General features: G+C 69.9%; 22 protein-coding genes. 15 read left to right on the plus strand and 7 right to left on the minus strand.

Annotated features, from left to right (window positions below; all coding sequences use genetic code 11):
• Positions 1 to 219: 219 nt before the first annotated feature.
• From R0145_RS03375 to R0145_RS03390, 4 genes are all read left to right on the plus strand, one after another.
• Positions 220 to 1,209: an ABC transporter substrate-binding protein gene (locus tag R0145_RS03375; protein ID WP_317839007.1), complete on the plus strand. Its 990-nt coding sequence runs from the start codon at positions 220 to 222 to the stop codon at positions 1,207 to 1,209.
• A gap of 47 nt (positions 1,210 to 1,256) precedes the next feature.
• Positions 1,257 to 2,204 carry an ABC transporter permease subunit gene (locus R0145_RS03380; RefSeq protein WP_317839008.1) on the plus strand — a complete coding sequence of 316 codons (948 nt, stop codon included), beginning with the start codon at positions 1,257 to 1,259 and terminating at the stop codon, positions 2,202 to 2,204.
• A complete protein-coding gene (locus R0145_RS03385; RefSeq protein ID WP_317839009.1) occupies positions 2,201 to 3,016 on the plus strand; it encodes an ABC transporter ATP-binding protein in 816 nt (271 codons plus the stop codon). Before R0145_RS03380 ends, R0145_RS03385 begins: the two co-directional genes overlap by 4 nt.
• A 155-nt stretch (positions 3,017 to 3,171) precedes the next feature.
• Positions 3,172 to 6,564: a hypothetical protein gene (locus R0145_RS03390; protein WP_317839010.1), complete on the plus strand. Its 3,393-nt coding sequence runs from the start codon at positions 3,172 to 3,174 to the stop codon at positions 6,562 to 6,564.
• Positions 6,565 to 6,608: 44 nt separating this feature from the next.
• Here R0145_RS03390 and R0145_RS03395 read toward each other — a convergent pair whose 3' ends face one another.
• Entirely contained in the window at positions 6,609 to 7,358 is a 750-nt protein-coding gene (locus R0145_RS03395; RefSeq protein WP_317839011.1) for a YaaA family protein, read from the minus strand.
• 66 nt (positions 7,359 to 7,424) lie between these two features.
• Between R0145_RS03395 and R0145_RS03400 the strand changes: the two genes are divergently transcribed.
• From R0145_RS03400 to rplQ, 9 genes are all read left to right on the plus strand, one after another.
• Positions 7,425 to 7,802: a DUF1707 domain-containing protein gene (locus R0145_RS03400; protein WP_317839012.1), complete on the plus strand. Its 378-nt coding sequence runs from the start codon at positions 7,425 to 7,427 to the stop codon at positions 7,800 to 7,802.
• A 96-nt stretch (positions 7,803 to 7,898) separates the two neighbouring features.
• The gene (locus R0145_RS03405; protein WP_317839013.1) at positions 7,899 to 8,837 is read left to right on the plus strand and encodes a GTP-binding protein LepA; all 939 of its coding nucleotides are present in this window, start codon (positions 7,899 to 7,901) and stop codon (positions 8,835 to 8,837) included.
• 140 nt (positions 8,838 to 8,977) lie between these two features.
• The gene (gene infA, locus R0145_RS03410; RefSeq protein ID WP_092613392.1) at positions 8,978 to 9,199 is read left to right on the plus strand and encodes a translation initiation factor IF-1; all 222 of its coding nucleotides are present in this window, start codon (positions 8,978 to 8,980) and stop codon (positions 9,197 to 9,199) included.
• Between the two features lie 94 nt (positions 9,200 to 9,293).
• Positions 9,294 to 9,407, plus strand: a complete 114-nt coding sequence (gene rpmJ, locus R0145_RS03415; RefSeq protein WP_020575560.1) for a 50S ribosomal protein L36 — start codon at positions 9,294 to 9,296, stop codon at positions 9,405 to 9,407.
• Between the two features lie 281 nt (positions 9,408 to 9,688).
• The gene (gene rpsM / locus R0145_RS03420) at positions 9,689 to 10,057 is read left to right on the plus strand and encodes a 30S ribosomal protein S13 (protein WP_317839014.1); all 369 of its coding nucleotides are present in this window, start codon (positions 9,689 to 9,691) and stop codon (positions 10,055 to 10,057) included.
• 55 nt (positions 10,058 to 10,112) lie between these two features.
• Complete coding sequence (gene rpsK, locus R0145_RS03425; RefSeq protein WP_317691069.1) at positions 10,113 to 10,514, plus strand: 30S ribosomal protein S11; 402 nt, start codon at positions 10,113 to 10,115, stop codon at positions 10,512 to 10,514.
• 31 nt (positions 10,515 to 10,545) lie between these two features.
• A complete protein-coding gene (rpsD, locus tag R0145_RS03430; protein ID WP_317839015.1) occupies positions 10,546 to 11,151 on the plus strand; it encodes a 30S ribosomal protein S4 in 606 nt (201 codons plus the stop codon).
• Between the two features lie 162 nt (positions 11,152 to 11,313).
• Positions 11,314 to 12,336, plus strand: coding sequence for a DNA-directed RNA polymerase subunit alpha (locus R0145_RS03435; RefSeq protein WP_317839016.1), 1,023 nt, complete (start codon positions 11,314 to 11,316; stop codon positions 12,334 to 12,336).
• A gap of 58 nt (positions 12,337 to 12,394) precedes the next feature.
• On the plus strand, positions 12,395 to 12,976 hold the full coding sequence (gene rplQ / locus R0145_RS03440; RefSeq protein WP_317839017.1) for a 50S ribosomal protein L17: 582 nt from the start codon (positions 12,395 to 12,397) through the stop codon (positions 12,974 to 12,976).
• A gap of 314 nt (positions 12,977 to 13,290) precedes the next feature.
• On the opposite strand, the gene R0145_RS03445 is transcribed toward rplQ, so the two are convergent.
• The 6 genes from R0145_RS03445 to R0145_RS03470 all read right to left on the minus strand — a co-directional run bounded on the left by R0145_RS03445 (position 13,291) and on the right by R0145_RS03470 (position 18,025).
• Positions 13,291 to 13,887 (minus strand): superoxide dismutase, encoded by a 597-nt coding sequence (locus R0145_RS03445; protein WP_317839018.1) that lies wholly within the window; start codon positions 13,885 to 13,887, stop codon positions 13,291 to 13,293.
• A 75-nt stretch (positions 13,888 to 13,962) separates the two neighbouring features.
• Complete coding sequence (locus tag R0145_RS03450) at positions 13,963 to 14,583, minus strand: class I SAM-dependent methyltransferase (RefSeq protein WP_317839019.1); 621 nt, start codon at positions 14,581 to 14,583, stop codon at positions 13,963 to 13,965.
• Entirely contained in the window at positions 14,576 to 15,457 is an 882-nt protein-coding gene (gene truA, locus R0145_RS03455; RefSeq protein WP_317839020.1) for a tRNA pseudouridine(38-40) synthase TruA, read from the minus strand. Before truA ends, R0145_RS03450 begins: the two co-directional genes overlap by 8 nt.
• Positions 15,454 to 16,230, minus strand: a complete 777-nt coding sequence (gene trmB, locus R0145_RS03460) for a tRNA (guanosine(46)-N7)-methyltransferase TrmB (RefSeq protein WP_317839021.1) — start codon at positions 16,228 to 16,230, stop codon at positions 15,454 to 15,456. Before trmB ends, truA begins: the two co-directional genes overlap by 4 nt.
• Complete coding sequence (locus tag R0145_RS03465; RefSeq protein ID WP_317839022.1) at positions 16,227 to 16,664, minus strand: hypothetical protein; 438 nt, start codon at positions 16,662 to 16,664, stop codon at positions 16,227 to 16,229. The genes trmB and R0145_RS03465 overlap by 4 nt, the downstream gene beginning before the upstream one ends.
• Before the next feature lie 77 nt (positions 16,665 to 16,741).
• Complete coding sequence (locus R0145_RS03470) at positions 16,742 to 18,025, minus strand: citrate synthase (protein ID WP_317839023.1); 1,284 nt, start codon at positions 18,023 to 18,025, stop codon at positions 16,742 to 16,744.
• A gap of 295 nt (positions 18,026 to 18,320) precedes the next feature.
• On the opposite strand from R0145_RS03470, the gene rplM reads away from it, so the two are divergent.
• Positions 18,321 to 18,764 (plus strand): 50S ribosomal protein L13, encoded by a 444-nt coding sequence (rplM, locus tag R0145_RS03475; RefSeq protein WP_317691059.1) that lies wholly within the window; start codon positions 18,321 to 18,323, stop codon positions 18,762 to 18,764.
• 17 nt (positions 18,765 to 18,781) lie between these two features.
• On the plus strand, positions 18,782 to 19,315 hold the full coding sequence (rpsI, locus tag R0145_RS03480; protein ID WP_411742093.1) for a 30S ribosomal protein S9: 534 nt from the start codon (positions 18,782 to 18,784) through the stop codon (positions 19,313 to 19,315).
• Positions 19,316 to 19,340 lie beyond the last annotated feature (25 nt).

Raw genomic sequence — 19,340 nt, forward strand, 5'->3', positions numbered from 1 at the left:
TATACATACATTCAGTCGAGTCAATACCTAGCCGGTGGGTTCGGTTCGACCTGTGGCACGTACCCGCGTCGTCAGCGGGCCGTGGACGGGTCACTCGTCACCCGATTGGTACCTTCGGGACCGTCTTACCGACCGGTTCCGGGGTCATGGACGAGGCAGAATGAGCCGGCAGTGGACACGGTCGGTGCGAAGGCGCGCCGGAGAGGAAGGACTCAACCGATGAAGTCAGCCCGTCTCGGGGTGGTCGGCGCGCTCGCCGCCGCCGCGATGTTCCTCGCCGCCTGTGGCAACTCCGCCGGCTCGGGTGCCGGCGCCCAGTCGTCGGCCAGCAGGACGTACAGGATCGGCATCACCCAGATCGTCTCGCACCCCTCGCTCGACGCCTCGCGCGAGGGCTTCAAGAAGGCCCTCGCCGACGCCGGTCTGAAGGTCGACTACGACGAGCAGAACGCCCAGGGCGACCAGGCGACCGCGACCTCGATCGCCACCAAGTTCGCTGCCGACAAGGAGGACCTGGTCCTCGCCATCGCCACCCCGACCTCCCAGGCCGCGGCCCAGGCGATCACCGACACCCCGATCCTCTTCACCGCGGTCACCGACCCGGTCTCCGCGCAGCTGGTGAAGTCCCTCGACGCGCCCGGCGGCAACGTCACCGGCACCACCGACCTCAATCCGGTCGCCAAGCAGATCGGTCTGGTCAAGCAGCTCAAGCCGCAGGCGAAGACCGTGGGCATCATCTACAGCTCCGGCGAGGTCAACTCCACGGTCCAGGTGAAGCTGGCCCGAGAGGCCGCCGCCAAGGAGGGCCTCACCGTCAAGGAGGCCGCGGTCTCCAACTCCTCCGAGGTGCAGCAGGGCGCCCAGTCGCTCGCCGGGGTGGACGCCATCTACGTCCCGACCGACAATGTCGTGGTCTCGGCGCTGGAATCGGTGATCCAGGTCGGTGAGAGCCAGAAGATCCCGGTGATCGCCGGTGAGGGTGACTCCGTCCAGCGCGGCACCGTCGCGACGTACGGCATCGACTACTCCAAGCTCGGCTACCAGACCGGCCAGATGGCGGTGAAGATCCTCACCGCGGGCGCCAAGCCGGCCACCATGCCGGTGGAGTCGCAGTCCGACGTCCAGCTCATCATCAACAAGACCGCCGCCGGGCGGATGGGGGTCACCATCCCCGACGACCTGGCCGCGCAGGCCGCACAGACCTACTGACACCGTTCCCTACTGACAGCGTTCCCGGACGAGAAGGAGGAGGGCGGATGATCGTCGCCCTGGACCTGGGGTTGATCTTCGCCGTGATGGCGTTGGGGGTCTATATCTCCTTCCGGATCCTCGACTTCGCCGACCTGACCGTCGACGGGTCGTTCACCAGCGGCGCGGCGACCACCGCCGCGCTGATCGTCGCCGGGGTGGACCCCTGGCTGGCCACCGCGGCAGCCTTCGTCGTCGGCCTGGTCGCCGGGGGAATCACCGGAGTGCTGCACGCCAAGGGCGGGATCAACCCGCTGCTGGCCGGCATCCTGACCCAGATCGCGCTGTACTCGATCAACCTGCGGATCATGGGCCGGGCGAACGTCCCGCTGCTGCGCGCGGACACGATCATCACCCCGCTGCGGGAGGCCAAGGTGCTCGGCACCCCGGTCTCGGTGGCGATCTTCCTGGGCGTCGCGGTGCTGCTGACCGCCCTGCTGGTCTGGCTGCTGTCGACGGACTTCGGTCTCGCCATGCAGGCCACCGGCGACAACCAGGCGATGATCCGTTCCCTGGGGGTGAACACCGACGGGATGAAGATCATCGGACTGTCGCTGTCCAACGGGTTGGTCGCCCTCTGCGGCGCGCTGATCGCCCAGTACCAGGGCTTCGCCGACATCGGCATGGGCATCGGCCTGATCGTCGCCGGGCTGGCGTCGGTGATCATCGGCCAGGCGATCTTCGGGCAGCGTACGGTCCTCGTCGCCGCCGCGGCGGTGGTCGTCGGCTCGGTCGTCTACCGGCTGGTCATCCAGCTCGCCCTGATGATCGGCTTCAATCCCAACGACATGAAGCTGATCTCCGCGGTCCTCGTCGTGATCGCACTGCTGCTGCCGCGCTGGGACGTGGTCCGGCGGATCGGGGCCCGACGACAGGAGCGGCTGCAGCGGCTGACCGAGCCGTACGGACCGGGCGCCACGACGCCGGGCGATGCCGGACAGGAGCGCGCGCGATGACCACCCCGCAGCCCAAGCTCGAGCTGACGAACGTCACCAAGGTCTTCTACCCGCACACCGTGAACGAGCGGGTGGCCCTGAAAGCGGTGTCGCTCACCCTGCGCGAGGGCGACTTCGTCACCATCATCGGCTCCAACGGGGCCGGCAAGTCGACCCTGCTCAACGTCATCGCCGGGGTGCACCGCCCGGAGGCGGGCAGCATCCGGATCGACGGCCGCGAGGTCTCCCGGTTCGCCGACTTCCAGCGCGCCCGCTACATCAGCCGGGTCTTCCAGGACCCGATGGCCGGCACCTCGCCGCACATGACCATCGAGCAGAACCTGGCGATGGCGCTGGCCCGGGGCCGGCGTCGTGGGCTCGGCCGCGGCGTCTCGGCCGGGAAACGGGAGCGGTTCCGGGCCGAACTCGCCACCCTCGAGCTCGGCCTGGAGGACCGGCTCGGTGTCCGGGTCGGAATGCTCTCCGGTGGCCAGCGGCAGGCGTTGTCGCTGCTGATGGCCACCTTCAGCGAGCCCGAGATCCTGCTCCTGGACGAGCACACCGCCGCCCTCGACCCGCAGCGCGCCGCGTTGGTCACCCGGCTCACCGGGGAGGCGGTCAAGCGGCACGGGCTGACCGCGCTGATGGTCACCCACAACATGGAGCAGGCGCTGCAGCTCGGCAACCGGCTGATCATGATGCACGAGGGCGAGGTGATCTTCGAGATCGACGCCGGGGAGAAGGCCAAGGCCACCGTGCCGGACCTGCTCAACGAGTTCGGCAAGGTACGCGGGGCCGCCGAGGCGCTCAGCGACCGTACGCTGCTCGGCTGACCAACCCCCTGACACGCGGACCGGAGGGCCGGCACCGAGGAAATCCTGCGAACGGCCGGACAGCCGGCCAACGGTGGCGTATTCTACTCGGCCATCGTCGGACCGTGGCCGCGGGGGCCCCTACCGGCGTCTCCCGGCGCGGCAAGAATGGCCACATGGTGACTTCTGACGTGCATGCCGCGATCAACGTGCGCCTGGCCCTGCTCGGCCTCCCGGTGGCCGAGGGCAGTGCCGGGGGTGCGGAGGCCCGCCTCGTCGCGCCCTTGTTGGCCCGGCAGCGGGAGCTCGGCCGCCGACTCACCGATCGGCTCTGTCCGGTCGATGCCCGGATCCAGTCCTTCCTCGACGACTACCTGGCCGGCGCCCCGGTCCGGCCGCGGCTGCCGGTGAACACCCTGGTCCTCGACCAGGCCGGTCTGGCCCGCGGCCTGTCGCTGCCCCAGGACGGTGACTCCTTCACCTCCCCCTACGTGCACAGTTATCGGCTGGCGAACGGGGTGCTGCACAACCCGGTCAACGACCGGCGCACCACTGCCGGCGTCTTCCACATCGCCCAGGGCGGCCTGCCGATCCCCGACGACAAGATCAGCGTCCGCAGCGACGTCTTCGCCCACCTCCTCGAACTGGCCCTCCAGCCGCCGGCGGAGGCGCTGGAGCTGCCCTGGACGGCCGGCTCCGACCAGCCGGCCCGGACCTTCGCCTCGCTGCTGCTGCGGCCGCTGGTGGTCCCGGCGGTACCCGGGGTCGCCCCGGCCCGCACCATGGAGGTCCGGTTCATCGTCCCCGGCGGGCTGGTCAGCAACCTCGACTTCGTCGAGGGCATCTTCGGCAACGCCGGCGACCCACAGCTGCCGGAGAACGACGCCGCCCTCGACCCGGAGCACTGGACCGGCAGCACCGGGTGCGTCATCCTCGCTCCGCACCTGATCGAGGTGACCAAGCGCGCTCTCGGTCTGCCGCACTGGGACCAGGCCACCGAGCGCGAGCGCCGCGACGGGCAGTGCTGGCGGACCGACGACGAGCGCTACAACGGCGGCAAGGCGTTCAAGATCTGTGCCCGGACCGCCACCGGCGTCATCGTCACGGTGATCGCGGACAACTACTTCGGCTACTGCAAGAAGGAGGTGAAGACCCAGATCGGCTACTCCGCCAACCTGATCGGCGGCGCGGAGGAGGAGCACTCCGGTGGCGCGCTGGTCTTCCCCAGCTACCTCGAGGGCCAGGAGTACTACGACAAGCGCGCCGGTGACGACTGGCGGCTCGACGACGTGCTGGCCCGCGAGCAGGGCCGCTTCGTGCGGCAGCCGGAGGGCCACGCCGTGGATCCGGCCGACCCCTCCGTCGTGCTCGTCCCCGGCCAGGCCTTCTTCAGCATCCGGGACCGGTCGGTCTCCTGGGACGACGGTCACGGTGGCCGGTCCGCCGTCCCGTTGCGTGCCGATCGGACCTACATCGGCCCGCACGGCTTCCGGGTCCGGATGGCCCAGTCCGAGAGCGACCCGACGCAGTGGAACCTGATCGGGACCTCCGCCGAGCCGACCGCCTGCCACAAGCCGAGCACCGTGTCCGGTGGCGGGAAGTCGGAGATCTCCAAGGCACTCACCGACGCCATCGTGCACGGCAACGCGTACGTCAAGGACTTCGACGCCGACATCGAGACCGTCGCCTCGATCCTGGCCCGCGACTTCACCAACCGGTTCGCCGATCCGGCCCGGAACAACGTCGACCACCGTGAGGTGCTCAGCGAGCGCCGCAGCGTCGGCAGCGTGATCAAGCTGCTCACCCCCTCCGACGACTACACCTGGGAGTACAACGAGTGGCTGCGGTCGATCCCGCAGCACATCAAGGAGCTGGTCTTCGTGGTGAAGCGCTCCTACCGGCCGGAGTGGGGCGCCGACTGGCGCCGGCACTTCACCGTCGGGATCATGAACGGCCGCTCCGGCAACGCGCTGCGGCTGCACGGTGACAAGGTGGTCGTCAACATGCTCCGGGTCGGCTTCGACGAGGACGGGGCCTGGCGGCTGTTCAGCCTGCGACCGGACTTCGCTCCGGCGGTCAAGGTGCAGACCGAGGACGACATCACCGCCAGCACGGTGCTGCCCGCCGCGGTCCTGGGCGAGCCCGGCGAGCTGTCCCGGAAGGTCGTCGGCAACTGCGAGCGGCTGCTCTTCCAGCGCCCCGACGACGCCATCCACCGCGGCTACGACAAGCAGGCCGAGCGCGACATCGCTCGCCCGGACACCTTCCTGTCCAACTTCCAGCCGCTGGACCACCGCGACGCCCGGGAACTGCGTGACGACGCGGTGGGCTACAGCAGCTTCAGCGCTCCGGTGCAGGCGCTGATCGGCCGGGTCGCCGACCTGGCCGACGACGAGGGCCCGGCCTGGTGGGTCTGCTCCGCCCAACCGCGGCTGGTCGACGGCAAGCCGTCGAAGAACCCGCGCTACCTGCAGGTGCGCCCCGACATCGCCGATCCGGGGGCGACCGCGACGGCCGACCTCGCCGTCCACCTGCAGCGCCGGATCCCCACCTCCCGGCCCATCCCGGTGCCGGTCGATCTGGTCGCCGCCGGGCGTCGCAACAACCCGCCCGAGCCCGGCGTCCCGCCGTTGTGCGCGTTCAACCCGCTGCACTACCTCGAACTGCCCGAACTGTTCATGGAGTTCATCAGCTCGATGACCGGCAAGTCACCGTCCACCACCGGCGCGGGCTCGGAAGGGGCGCTCACCAAGGGCCCGTTCAACGCGCTGCCCGCGGTGTACGACCTCAACGCGGCGCTGCTCTCGTACATCCTGACCGGCTACGACGGCTGGTTGTCCTGCGCCGGCTACGTCGGGCCGCGGGTCCGGGTCGACCACGACATCAGTCTGCTGGTGCCCGAGGTGTTCTCCCGGATGAGCCCGGCCGAGCGGGACGCGTCGACGCTGATCGCGAACGGGTTCCTGGAGAAGGTCGACGATCTGGAGGTCGAGGGACGTACGGTCCGGGCCGGCCGGCTCGGCCACCGGATGACGAAGCGTTTCGCCACCGCCTACTTCGGGCGCATCTTCATGCATCCCGATGTGGTGTTCACCGACGAGATGCTGCGCCCCGAGCGGCAGGATCCGGCCGTCTTCGCGGAGAGCGTGGACACCATCGTGCGCACCCACCAGCGGGTTGCCGAGGCCTACTTCGCCGACGGGACCGCCGAGCTGGCCTGCCCGCCGCTGCGGGCGGTGCTGGAGATCATGGCCTACGGCGCCACCGCCGACGGCCGTACCCTTGACGACCCGGCGGTCCGGGAGCTGTTCGCCCGGGAGAACGTGCTCAGCAGCGACTGGTACGCCGCCCGCCTCGATGCCCAGCAGGCCACCCGGGTACGGCGGGGCACCGCGGCGGTGGACCACCTGGCCGGCTTCGTCGGGAGGTCGGACGCCGCCGAGGTGACCGAACGGCTGGGGCTGACCGGGCGGCTGGAGCTGGCCCGCGCCGACCTGGCCCGGCTCTCCTCCCCGGAGTACCGCACCGGCCTGGTGGGCGAGCTCGGCGTGCAGCCGCGGCTGGCCTGAGCCCGGCAGTCGGCGGGGCCCGGGGATCCGGCTGAGGTCGGGCGTCAGGCCGGGGCGGTGACCTGTAGTTCCCAGGGCCGCCCCGGCCGGGCCGGTGGATCCAGTCGGACCTCGAAGGCCGCGGCGAGCTCGGTGGCCAGCGCGGTCGGCGTCCGGGCCGCCGAGCCGTCGTGGCACAGCCGGCGGGCGACCAGGCCGCGGGTGTGTTTGGCGTGGTGGCTCGCCCCGGGCACCAGCACCCGGACCCAGCGTCGCGCCACCGGCCCGGTCGGGTGCCAGGCGGGCAGGTACGTGGTGGAGCGGCAGTCCACCACCAGGCCGGCGCCGGCGGTGGTGGTCAGCTGGTCCGCCAGCCGGTCCCGCCACCAGGGGCCGAGCCGGCCGACCCCGGGCAGGTCGACGTCCATCGCCAGCCGGTAGCCGCCGACCCGGTCGGTCATCCGCAGCGCGCCGTACGCCGCCGACACCACCACCAGCCAGGAGTTCGCCCGGCGCCGGGCCGGGCCGGTCAGGGTCGACAGGTCGAGTGCGTCGTAGAGCACCCCGGTGTAGAGCCGGCCCACCGGGGTGGCGGGGGAGTTCAGCACGGTGGTGTTGCGAGCCACCTCGGCCGCCAGTGAGGCCGGCACCCCGAGCACGTCGAGCGCCTCCGGGGCGGCCGACACCTCCGCCAGCGCCGTCAGCACCGTCCGGCGGGCCGGGGTGAGCCCCGGGAACGACAGCGTCTCCAGTGCCGTCGGGGCGCCGTGGGCCCGCGGGGTCTTGGTCTCCGACGGGGGCAGCAGGATCAGCACCGGCCCAGCATGCCAGCGCTTCGCGGCCGGTCGGCCGGTGTCCCGGGCCGCGGCTAGTCTGGGGCCATGAGCAGCAACCTGCCCGTGCCGTACCGCTACCGGTCGGAGCCCGACAAACCGGTGCCCGACCAGGAGCGCGAGGACCTCACCGCCCGGGTCAACGCGGCGTACACCGACGGCAGGCTGGACGACGACGCCTACCACGCCGCGCTGGACCGGGTGTTCTCCGCCCGGACGCTCGGCGAGCTGGTGCCGGTGGTGGAGGCGGTCGGCGCCGTGCCGACGTACGCCGAGCCGGCGATCGTCGCCTCGACCGCGCCGAACAGGCCCGGCGAGCTCGCCGAGATCAGGGGTCCCGGCCGGGCCGGGCTGCTGGTGCTGGCGATCGGTGGGGGTGCCCTGCTGGTGCTGATCCTGCTGCTGGTGGTCCTGATCGCCCTCTGATCGCCCGCGCCCGGCGCGGCTGTCGCGGATCCGGTCCGCGGTGCACGGAGCAGCACCGGGTTTTTGGACTGACCAGGACATCAATATCATCGGATCGTGCCCAAGAAGCAGATCACACCGGGCAAGATCCGGGATCACGTGGAGCGGCTCGGAGAGCTGTATCCGCCGATCCCGCTGTCGTCGGTCGATCGTACGGTGCGCGATCCGGAACTGGTCCGCACCCGCTTCGGTCACGTGCTGAACTATCTCGCCCGGGTCGAGCTCGAGGTGGACCGCAACGTCCTGGAGATCCTCACCGTGATCCCGGGGGTCGACGAGGTCGACCGGCTCTTCTACCAGGACGTCTGGCAGCCACAGGAGATCCAGCACGGGCTGATCCTCGACCGGCTGTGCACCGATATCGGCCTGCCGCCGTCGACCCCGAAACTGACCTTCGACTGGACCTTCCGGCTGCTCGGGGCGCTGGCCCACTGGCGGCCGATCCAGGACGTGTCGCGGATGATGTTCTACCTCTCCGGCGCCTCCACCGAGCGCCAGGCCGTGCTCGCCTACAACAGCTTCACCGGCCGGCTCAAGGAGATCGGGGAGGACGCGATCGCCGAGTCGGTGATCCACCCGATCAAGCGGCAGGAGCCGGGCCACTTCGCCTACTACCGGATGTCGGCCGAGCTGCTCGGCAGCAAGCTCCGGCCCTGGCAGCGCTGGTTGGTCCAGCAGCTGCGCACCACCTCGTACAACATGGTCGGTACGAACGGCGACGAGCCGTTCAAGCGGGACATCGGCGGGCTGATGGTCACCTTCGACCTGGACCGCGACCTCGAGGCGTACGCCCGGGAGGTGGGCCGGCTGGAGGCGCGGGTGGTCTGGGCCAACCGCAACGGGATGGAGTTCCCGCCGTACGTCCTGGCGGCGATGCGCGAGTCGGTGGAACTCTACCGGGAGAAGGGGCTGTGGACCCTGCCGGCCCGCTACGACCTCGAGGGACACCCGCTGGTGCAGCGGCCCGCCGCCGACGCCCTGGTGTCGGCCCGGTGAGCCGCGGCCCGGGCAGGCCGGAGGGCCAACCGGGATTTGGGTAATCCTTGTCCCGCCGGGTAGAGTGCCTCCTTGGTCACCTGTGTCGGTGCACCGGCGTGCCCATCGGTCGGTGGGGCGGAACTGACGATATGAGGATCATGGCAAAGAAGGAAGGCGTACTCGAGCTCGAGGGCACCGTCGTGGAGGCTCTGCCCAACGCGATGTTCCGGGTCGAGCTGTCCAACGGCCACAAGGTGCTGGCCACCATCAGTGGCAAGATGCGACAGCACTACATCCGCATCCTGCCGAGTGACCGGGTCGTCGTCGAGGTCTCCGCCTACGACCTCAACCGCGGGCGCATCGTCTACCGACACAAGTGACACACGGGTGGGCCCGGCCCACCTACCCACCCATCCACAGTCGGGCGCGGTCCGTCGACGGGCCACGCCCCGCGCCGATTCAGGAAGACGATCGATGAAGGTTCAGCCGAGCGTCAAGAAGATCTGCGACAAGTGCAAGGTCATTCGCCGGCACGGTCGCGTGATGGTGATCTGCGAGAACCCGCGCCACAAGCAGCGCCAGGGCTGACCGCCCGGGCGCCTCGCGTCACCGACCCACAACCGAATACTCCACTCACCGGGCCGCCGGCGGGTGGGGACCCTCACTCAGTGTGAACGCAACCCCGGGGCGTACGTCCCGGATCCACCCTCGGACGAAGGCCGAGGCCCTGCCGTGAAATTTCCTGGGACCGAACCTCCCGGATCAGGCGGACAGGGACGCTTCACGCCACACACCTTCGCGGACCACGGAGGTCATGCGGGTCGGGAGACCCGTTCCGTCGTCCGTCCCACGGGAAAGGAACCCGCCACATGGCACGCCTGATCGGTGTCGACCTGCCGCGCGAGAAGCGCCTCGAGGTCGCCCTCACCTACATCTACGGCATCGGCCACACCCGCGCGCTGGAGACCCTCGCCGCCACCGGCATCTCCGGCGACAAGCGCGTCCACGAGCTCACCGAGGACGACCTGGTCGTCCTGCGTGACTACATCGAGGCCAACTACCAGACCGAAGGTGACCTCCGCCGCGAGGTCGCTGCCGACATCCGCCGCAAGATCGAGATCGGCTCCTACCAGGGTCGTCGTCACCGCAGCGGTCTGCCGGTCCGTGGCCAGCGCACCCGTACCAATGCGCGTCAGCGCAAGGGCAAGCGCAAGCCCGTCGCCGGCAAGAAGAAGTGACCCCCACTTCCCCGCTCACTGACTGACAGATTCTTCGAGGAGCAGAAACACACTCATGGCTACTGCAGGCCGTAGCACCGGCAAGAAGGTGCGCCGCAAGGAAAAGAAGAATGTGGTCGCCGGCCAGGCCCACATCAAGTCGACCTTCAACAACACGATCATCTCGATCACCGATCCCGCCGGGCAGGTCATCTCCTGGGCCTCTGCCGGCACCGTCGGGTTCAAGGGTTCCCGCAAGTCCACCCCGTACGCCGCTCAGATGGCCGCCGAGGCGGCCGGTCGTCGTGCCATGGAGCACGGCCTGAAGCGCGTCGACGTGTTCGTCAAGGGTCCGGGGTCCGGTCGGGAGACCGCGATCCGTTCGCTGGGCGCCATCGGTCTGGAGATCGGCCCGATCTCCGACGTGACCCCCGTCCCGCACAACGGCTGCCGCCCGCCGAAGCGCCGCCGCGTCTGACCCGAACGAACAAGCAAAGGACTGAACAAGAATGGCCCGTTACACCGGCCCCATGACCAAGAAGTCCCGTCGTCTCGGGACCGACCTCGTCGGCAACGACAAGGCGTTCGAGCGCCGCCCCTACCCCCCGGGCGTGCACGGCCGCGGCCGTACCAAGGACTCCGAGTACTCGCTGCAGCTGCGTGAGAAGCAGAAGGCCCGGTTCGCCTACGGTGTGCTGGAGAAGCAGTTCTCCCGCTACTACGAGGAGGCCAACCGGCAGCCCGGGCGTACCGGTGACAACCTGCTGCGCATCCTCGAGTCGCGTCTCGACAACGTCGTGTACCGCGCCGGGTTCGCCTCGACCCGCCGCCAGGCGCGTCAGCTCGTCAACCACGGGCACTTCCTGGTGAACGGCAAGAAGGTCAACATCCCGTCGTACCGCGTCGCCGACCACGACATCATCCAGGTGCGTGAGAAGTCGCTCAACATCGACCCGTTCGTGGTCGCCCGCGAGATCCACGCCGAGCGCTCCGTGCCGGCCTGGCTCGAGGCCCGCCCGAACCAGATGAAGATCTTCGTGCACCAGCTGCCGACCCGTGAGCAGATCACCGTCGACGTGCAGGAGCAGTTGATCGTCGAGCTCTACTCGAAGTGATCCTGAGGGCAGGAGGGGTGGGCATCCGCCCCTCCTGCCGGGTTCACCCCGGGAGAGCGCCCGTCCGGGTGGCTCTCCCACACCCGGGGCCGGACGGCATCCCGTCGTCGCCCCACGCGGATCGCGTCCTCAAATAGCGGTGGACGCGGAAAGGAACACACCATGCTGATCGCCCAGCGCCCGACCCTGAGCGAAGAGGTCCTCGACGAGCACCGTTCGCGGTTCGTCATCGAGCCCCTCGAGCCCGGCTTCGGTTACACCCTCGGCAACTCGCTGCGTCGTACGCTGCTCTCCTCGATCCCCGGTGCGGCGCTGACCAGCATCAAGATCGACGGGAACCTGCACGAGTTCTCCACCCTCCCGGGCGTCGTCGAGGACGTCACCGAGATCATCCTCAACCTCAAGGGTCTCGTGCTCACCTCGGAGGAGGACGAGCCGGTGGTCATGTACCTGCGCAAGGCCGGTGCCGGTGAGGTCACCGCCGCCGACATCCAGCCGCCGGCCGGTGTCGAGGTGCACAATCCCGACCTGCACATCGCCACGCTCAACCGGGACGGCGCCATCGACATGGAGTTCGTCGTCGAGCGCGGCCGTGGCTACGTGTCGGCCGACCAGAACAAGGAGACCGAGCACGAGATCGGCCGGATCCCGGTCGACTCGATCTACTCCCCGGTGCTGAAGGTCAGCTACAAGGTGGAGGCCACCCGCGTCGAGCAGCGGACCGACTTCGACCGGCTCGTCGTCGACGTGGAGGCGAAGCCGTCGATCACCCCGCGGGACGCGGTCGCCTCCGCGGGCCGTACGCTCGTCGAGCTGTTCGGCCTGTTCCGGGAGCTCAACGTCGAGGCCGAGGGCGTCGAGATCGGCCCGTCGCCGGTCGACGACCAGTACGCCACCGATCTGGCGCTGCCGGTCGAGGACCTCAACCTGTCGGTGCGTTCCTACAACTGCCTGCGTCGTGAGGGCATCCACACCGTGGGTGAGCTCATCTCGCGGTCCGAGCAGGACCTGCTCGACATCCGCAACTTCGGCTCCAAGTCCATCGACGAGGTCAAGCAGCAGCTGGCCACCATGGGCCTGGCGCTCAAGGACAGCGCCCCCGGTTTCGATCCCTACACCTACGCCGGTGCGGGGAGCGACGACGAGGACGAGGACACCGACTTCGCGGAGACCGAGCAGTACTGAGCTCCGCTCCGTACGAGCAGTCCCGGGCACCGCTTCTGATTGAACTGGAGAGACAAGAATGCCTACCCCCACCAAGGGCCCCCGTCTGGGCGGCAGCGCCGCGCACGAGCGCATCATCCTGGCCAACCTGGCCAGCCAGCTGTTCGAGCACGGCGCCGTCGTGACCACCGAGGCCAAGGCCAAGCGGGTCCGTCCGCTGGCCGAGAAGATGATCACCAAGGCCAAGCGGGGCGACCTGCACGCCCGCCGCGTGGTGCTGAAGACCATCACCGATCCGAGCGTGGTGCACGTGTTGTTCACCGAGATCGCCCCGGCGATGGAGGGTCGCGACGGCGGCTACACCCGGATCACCAAGATCGGCAACCGCCAGGGCGACAACGCCCCGATGGCCAAGATCGAGGTGATTACCGAGCCGGTCGCCGCGAAGGGCGAGCCGACCACCACCGAGTCCGCCGAGGAGACTGCCGAGGAGATCACGGCAGCGGCGGTGGCCGACGCCGCCGAGCCGCAGATCGCCGCGGACGAGGTCATCGAAGACGAGGTCATCGAGGCGGAGTCCGCTCAGCCGGAGGCGGTCGTCGAGGCCGAGGTCGAGGAGACCACCGAGGCCGCCGAGCCGAAGGCCGACGAGAAGGCCTGATCAGGGCCACTGAGCCGGGCGCGTACGTCACCGGGGCGTGGAAGGGACTTCCTTTCCACGCCCCGCGGCGTTCCCGCGGGAACGTTCCCGTGTGTTGACGTGCCCGGATCAGCCCGATCGCGTTTCCGCGGGAACGCCGAGGGTGCTTCAGATGTCCGGAACTGACCGTTTCTGATGCCAGTTGTGTCCGATCGCGTTCCCGCGGGAATGGTGTCCCGTGGGAATGGTCCCCGCCGCTCCAGGATGTCTCCGGTACGCCGAATGGCGGGCCCCCGGTATGGGGGACCCGCCATCCCGGACGCGTCGGAGCGGACTCAGGCCTGGGTGGCCTTGGTGAGGCGCTCGTTCACGTCGTCCCAGTTCACGATGTCCCAGAAGGCCTTGACGTAGTCGGCCTTGACGTTCTTGTACTGCAGGTAGAAGGCGTGCTCCCACAGGTCGAGCACCAACAGCGGGGCCTGGCCGACCGGCAGGTTGCCCTGGTGGTCGAAGACCTGGTAGACGCGCAGGTCCTGGGAGAACGCGTCGTAGCCGAGGACGGCCCAGCCGGAGCCCTGGATGCCCAGCGCCACCGCGGAGAACTCCTTCTGGAAGGACTCCAGCCCGCCGAACTTGGTGTCCAGCGCGGTCTTGATCCCGCCGGTCGGCTCGGAGCCGCCCGGAGTCAGGTTGGTCCAGAAGACCGAGTGGTTGAAGTGGCCGCCGAGGTTGAAGGCGAGGTCCTTCTCCAGCTTGTTGATGACGCCGAAGTTGCCCTTGTCGCGGGCCTCGGCGAGCTGCTCGAGCGCGGTGTTGGCGCCCTTGACGTACGTGGCGTGGTGCTTGTCGTGGTGCAGCTCCAGGATCTCCGGGATGATGGCAGGGGCCAGAGCGTTGTAATCGTAGGGGAGATCGGGCAGCTGGTAGGTCATGGTTGCTCCTTCACCCGGCAGGCGCCGGTCATTGACGAGTAAGTCATTCTCACCTTATCGACGTGCACCGCGCGGTCAATGGTTCTTTTCGCGCCGACTCTCCAGCACCCGGAACCCCTTCGAGCTCGCCAGCCGCTCGGTCGGCCACCCCTGCTCGCCCAGCCAGTGCTGCAGACTGTCCGCCCCGAGGTTCTTGCCGACCACCAGCACCGCCCGCCCGTCCGGCGTGAGCCGGCCGAGCCAGGTCAGCAACAGCTCGTGCAGCGCCTCCTTGCCGATCCGGATCGGCGGGTTGGACCAGATCTCGTCGTACCTCGCGGCCGGGTCGACCCGGTCCGGGGTGGACGTCCGCACCCGGTCGGCGACCCCCAGTGCGGCGGCGTTGTCCCGGGTCAGGGCGAGTGCCCGCTCGTTGGTGTCCACCGCATCGACCGACAGCCAGGGGCAGTCCAGGGCCAGGGTCAGCGCGATCGGGCCGTAGCCGCAGCCGACGTCGGCGACCCGACGGACCTCGGGCCCCGGGGGCGGCACCTCCTTGAGCAGCACGGCGGTCGCCGGGTCCAGCCGGCTGCCGGAGAACACCCCGTTGGCGGTCTGCAGGGTCAGCTCCCGGCCACGAACGGTGAGGTGGATCGTACGGCGGTGCTCCGCGCCCTGCGGGGTGGAGAAGTAGTGCTCGGTCGGTTCCTCAGTCACCGCAGCAGTCTCCGTCCGTCGGGGGCTCGGTGGTGGGTGTCGTCGGGGTCAGCACCCGGACCGCCCGGGCGGCTGCAGCGCGGGCCGCCAGTTCGTCGTCGGGTGGGTAGCCCACCTCCTCCAGGGTGAGCCCGTGCGCCGGCATCACCTGGATCGACGACTGGCGGCTGGTCGCGTCCCGGACGGTGCGCAGCCAGGCCAGGTCGCGCCGGCCGGTGGCGACGGTGGCCAGCGCCCCGACCAGGGAGCGCACCATCGAATGACAGAACGCGTCGGCCCGTACGGTGATCTCCACCGTCCCGTCCCCCGGCCGGCGGCGCGCCGTGCAGTCCAGCAGCGTACGGATCGTGGTGGCGCCCTCCCGCGGCCTGCAGAACGCGGCGAAGTCCCGCAGCCCGAGCAACTCGCGGCCGGCCGCGGTCAGCGCGTCAGGGTCGAGCGTGCCGCGGATCCGGGCGACATGGCCGCGCAGCAGTGGGTCGGCGAACCCCGCCTCGTCCACCAGCCGGTAGACGTAGCGGCGCCACCGGGCGGCGAACCGGGCGTCGAAGCCCGCCGGCGCGGGACGTACGTCGCGGACCACCAGATCGGCCGGCAGCACCCGCTGCAGCCGGCGCCGCAGGGTGTCCACCGGGGCCTCGTCGAGCAGGTCGACGTGGGCCACCTGGCCCCGGGCGTGCACCCCGGCGTCGGTTCGCCCGGCGACCGTCAGAGTGGCCGGGGCGGACAGTCGCAGCACCTGGCCGATCCGGTGCTCCAACTCGCCCTGCACCGTCCGCCGGTCCGGCTGGGCCGCCCAGCCGCTGAAGTCGGTGCCGTCGTAGGCGATGTCCAGTCGCCACCGGGTGGTGCCCGGTGCCGGGCCCTCGATCATCGGCCGGCCCGATGGCCATCGACCGGGTCTGCGGGATCGGTCGAGTCAGCCGGGCGATGGTAGACCAGGTCACGGATCTGCCGGCCGGCGGCGAGCCCGCGCTGCTCGAACCGGGTCAGTGGCCGGGCCTCCGGGCGCGGCGCCCACCCGCCGTACGCGTTGACCAGGTCGCGGCGTCCGTCGAGCACCTCACGCATCTGCTCGGCGTAGTCGGGCCAGTCGGTCGCCAGGTGCCAGCTGCCGCCGGGCCGCAGCCGGGAGGCGACCAGTGCGGCGGTGGCCGGGTTGACCAGCCGGCGCTTGTGGTGGCGGGCCTTGTGCCAGGGATCGGGGAAGAAGGTGAGGATCCGCGCCACGCTTCCGGCCGGGATCCAGTGCCGCAGCGCGTCCACCCCGTCGACCTCGGCGAGGCGTACGTTCGTCAGGCCCGCGCGGGCGACCATCCCCAGGGCGCTGGCGACCGCCGGCTTGAACACCTCGAACCCCAGGTAGTCCACCTCCGGGTGCCGGCCCGCGATCGCGACACAGGCCTCACCGTTGCCGGTGCCGATCTCCAGCCACAGCGGGGCCGTCCGCCCCCAGATCGCCGCCGGGTCGAACGGCTGCCCGGGGGCGACGGAGGTGCTGGTGGCCCGGTGGGCCAGCGGGATGACCCAGGCGGCGTGGTGCGCCTCCCAGTTGCGCAGTTGCGAGGCGTTCATCCGGGTGCTGCGCCGGACGAACGAGACGACGTCGCGGTGGGCGCGGGGAAGCGGAGTGGCGGTCCCGGTCACCGGTCGGCCCTGCGTCGGTAGGGGTTGGCCTGCGGCTTGCGGCGGTTCCGGTGCGCCGACGGGTGGTCGTGTTCGGCGCGTTCGGCGCGGCGCCGGGCCGCTTCGGCGTCCCTGGCGAGTTGCTCGGCGACCATCGCGTCGACCGCCCGCTGCCGGGACCGGTCGGTCCAGCGGCGGGTGAGGACGGACCGGAGGTACATCGTCACGGTCAGGACGACGGCGAAGGCCGCCAGCGACCATCCCCAGCTGCCGGTCAGCTGCAGCGCCAGCGCGCCGGCCGCGGCGGACAGCAGGGCCACCACCCACAGGCTGACCTCACGGATCAGCTTGGCGCGGCTGATACCCCGGCCGACGAGGTCGGCCGGAGTCCGGTCGCCGAGGGCAGGGGTCCGGTCGTCGCGAGGCTGGGATCCGTCGCCGGGGGTGGTGGGCATGAGGCCAATGTACGGGCCGGCCACCAGCCCCGGGGGCGCGTCCCGGGGGACGTCGTCCCGGAGCCGCCCGCCCCGGGTCAGCCGCGCTCGTCGATCGGGACGAAGTGCCGTCGCGGCGCGCCGGTGTAGATCTGCTTGGGCCGGACGATCTTCTGCTCCGGGTCGTTGGCGCCCTCCAGCCACTGGGAAAGCCAGCCGGCGGTGCGTGGGATGGCGAAGAGCGCGGTGAACATCTCCGGCTCGAAGCCGAGCGCCTCGTAGATCAGCCCGGAGTAGAAGTCGACGTTGGGGTAGAGCCGCCGCTTGACGAAGTACTCGTCCTCCAGTGCGATCTTCTCCAGCTCCAGCGCGATCTCCAGCAGTGGGTTGACGCCGGTCACCTCGAAGACGTCGTGTGCGGTCGACTTGATGATCCGGGCCCGCGGGTCGTAGTTCTTATAGACCCGGTGGCCGAAGCCCATCAGCCGGGCGCCGCCCGACTTCACCCCGGCGATGAACTCCGGCACCTTCTCCACGGCGCCGATCTCGCGCAGCATCCGCAGCACCGCCTCGTTCGCGCCGCCGTGCAGCGGGCCGAACAGCGCCCCGATCCCGGCCGACACGCAGGTGTAGGGGCCGTTGCCGGACGACGCCACGGTGCGGACCGTGGTGGTGGAACAGTTCTGCTCGTGGTCGGCGTGCAGCACGAACAGCACCTCCAGCGCGTGCACCAGCCGCGGGTCGGGGCGGTAGTCGCGCTCGCCCATCATGAACAGCATCCGCATGAAGTTCTCCACATAGGAGATGTCGTCGCGGGGGTAGACGAACGGCAGGCCGGCGGAGTGCCGGTAGGAGAACGCCGCCAGGGTCGGCATCTTGGCGATCAGCCGGCGGATCTGCAGGTGCGGGCTGAGGTGCAGGTCCGCCTCGCGGGACTCCGGGTAGAAGGCGTGCAGCGAACTCACCGCCGACATCAGCTTCGCCATCGGGTGGGCGTCGTACGGGAACGCGTCGATCAGCTTCTTGACGTTCTCCGGGATGAACATGTGGTGGTTGATGTCGTACTCCCAGCGGGCCAGCTGGCTGCTAGTCGGGAGCTCACCGTAGGCGAGCAGATAGGCCACCTCGAGGTAGCTGCACTTCTCGGCGAGCTCCTCGATCGGATAGCCGCGGTAGTCGAGGATGCCCTTGTCGCCGTGGATGTAGGCGACCGAGGAATGGCAGACGGCGGTGTTGAACATGCCCGGATCGAAGGACACCAGGCCACGGCCCTCGGCATCGTGGATCTGGAACAGATCCTTCGCCCGGATGGTCCCTTCGGAGACCGGGAGCTCGTACGTCTCCCCGGTGCGATTGTCGCGAATGGTCAGAGTCTCTCCCATGACGGCACGATAGGGGCGGTGAGGGTCCGTCCTGGGGAGGGGCGGGCGTCGGGTTCGTCACGTCGTGTGGTAAGACGTGTGATAGACAAAGGGGAGGACACGGGTCGCCTGCGGCGCCGGCGGCCGGTCGGTTGTTTTGACCCGGGCGCTCGGCGACGGTAACCTATTCCGATGTGCGCTTGGCGTCGCATGCCGGCGAGCCCGTCGCCCCGGAGACCGGGGGTGGCGATCGCGGCTTCCCGGCCGCACTGCGTACAGAGAACGTAAAACTACCTAGTGGAAGTGGTCCCCGACCGTGTCTACGTACAGCCCGAAGCCCGGCGAGATCGAGCGCCATTGGCATGTCATTGATGCCGAGGGTGTGACCCTCGGCCGCCTCGCCGTGACCGCCGCGACCCTGCTGCGCGGAAAGCACAAGGCGACCTTCGCCCCGCACATCGACGGCGGTGACTTCGTCGTGGTCGTGAACGCTTCCAAGATCCGGCTGACCGGCAAGAAGGCGACCGACAAGATGGCCTACCGGCACAGCGGTGAGCCGGGCGGCCTGAAGGCCGTGGCGTACGGCGAGCTCCTGCAGAAGGACCCGCGCCGCGCCGTGGAGCTGGCGGTCTGGGGCATGCTCCCCAAGAACCGTCTGAGCCGCAAGCTGATGGGCAAGCTCAAGGTCTACGGCGGCCCCGAGCACCCGCATGCGGCACAGAACCCGCAGCCGTACGAGATCGTCCAGATCGCCCAGTGACCCACTGATTGCCGAGGATCAACCAAGTGTCTGAAAACGTCGAAGAGACCACCGACAGCAGCGAGGAGTTCGCCTCCTTCACCGAGGGCGACCGCGAGATCGCCTATCGTTCCGAGGGTGAGGCCGCGGGTACCGCGGCCCCCGGCGAGCGCCAGGCCATCATCGCGCCCGGCATGGCCACCGGCCGCCGCAAGGAGGCCGTCGCCCGCGTCCGGATCGTTCCGGGCACCGGCAAGTGGTCCCTCAACGGGCGGGCCCTCGAGGACTACTTCCCGAGCAAGATCCACCAGCAGCTGGTGAACGAGCCCTTCGTCGTCGCCGGTGTCGAGGGCGCCTACGACGTCATCGCCCGCGTGCACGGTGGCGGCCCCTCCGGCCAGGCCGGCGCGATGCGTCTGGGCGTGGCCCGTGCGCTGAACGCCGTCGACGCCGAGGCCAGCCGTCCGGGCCTGAAGAAGGCCGGCATGCTGACCCGTGACGCGCGTGCGGTGGAGCGCAAGAAGGCCGGCCTGAAGAAGGCCCGCAAGGCTCCGCAGTACTCGAAGCGCTGATCCAGGCCTCTGGGGGGTGACTCGA

It is taken from the genome of Raineyella sp. W15-4 (assembly GCF_033170155.1).
Taxonomy (GTDB): domain Bacteria; phylum Actinomycetota; class Actinomycetes; order Propionibacteriales; family Propionibacteriaceae; genus Raineyella.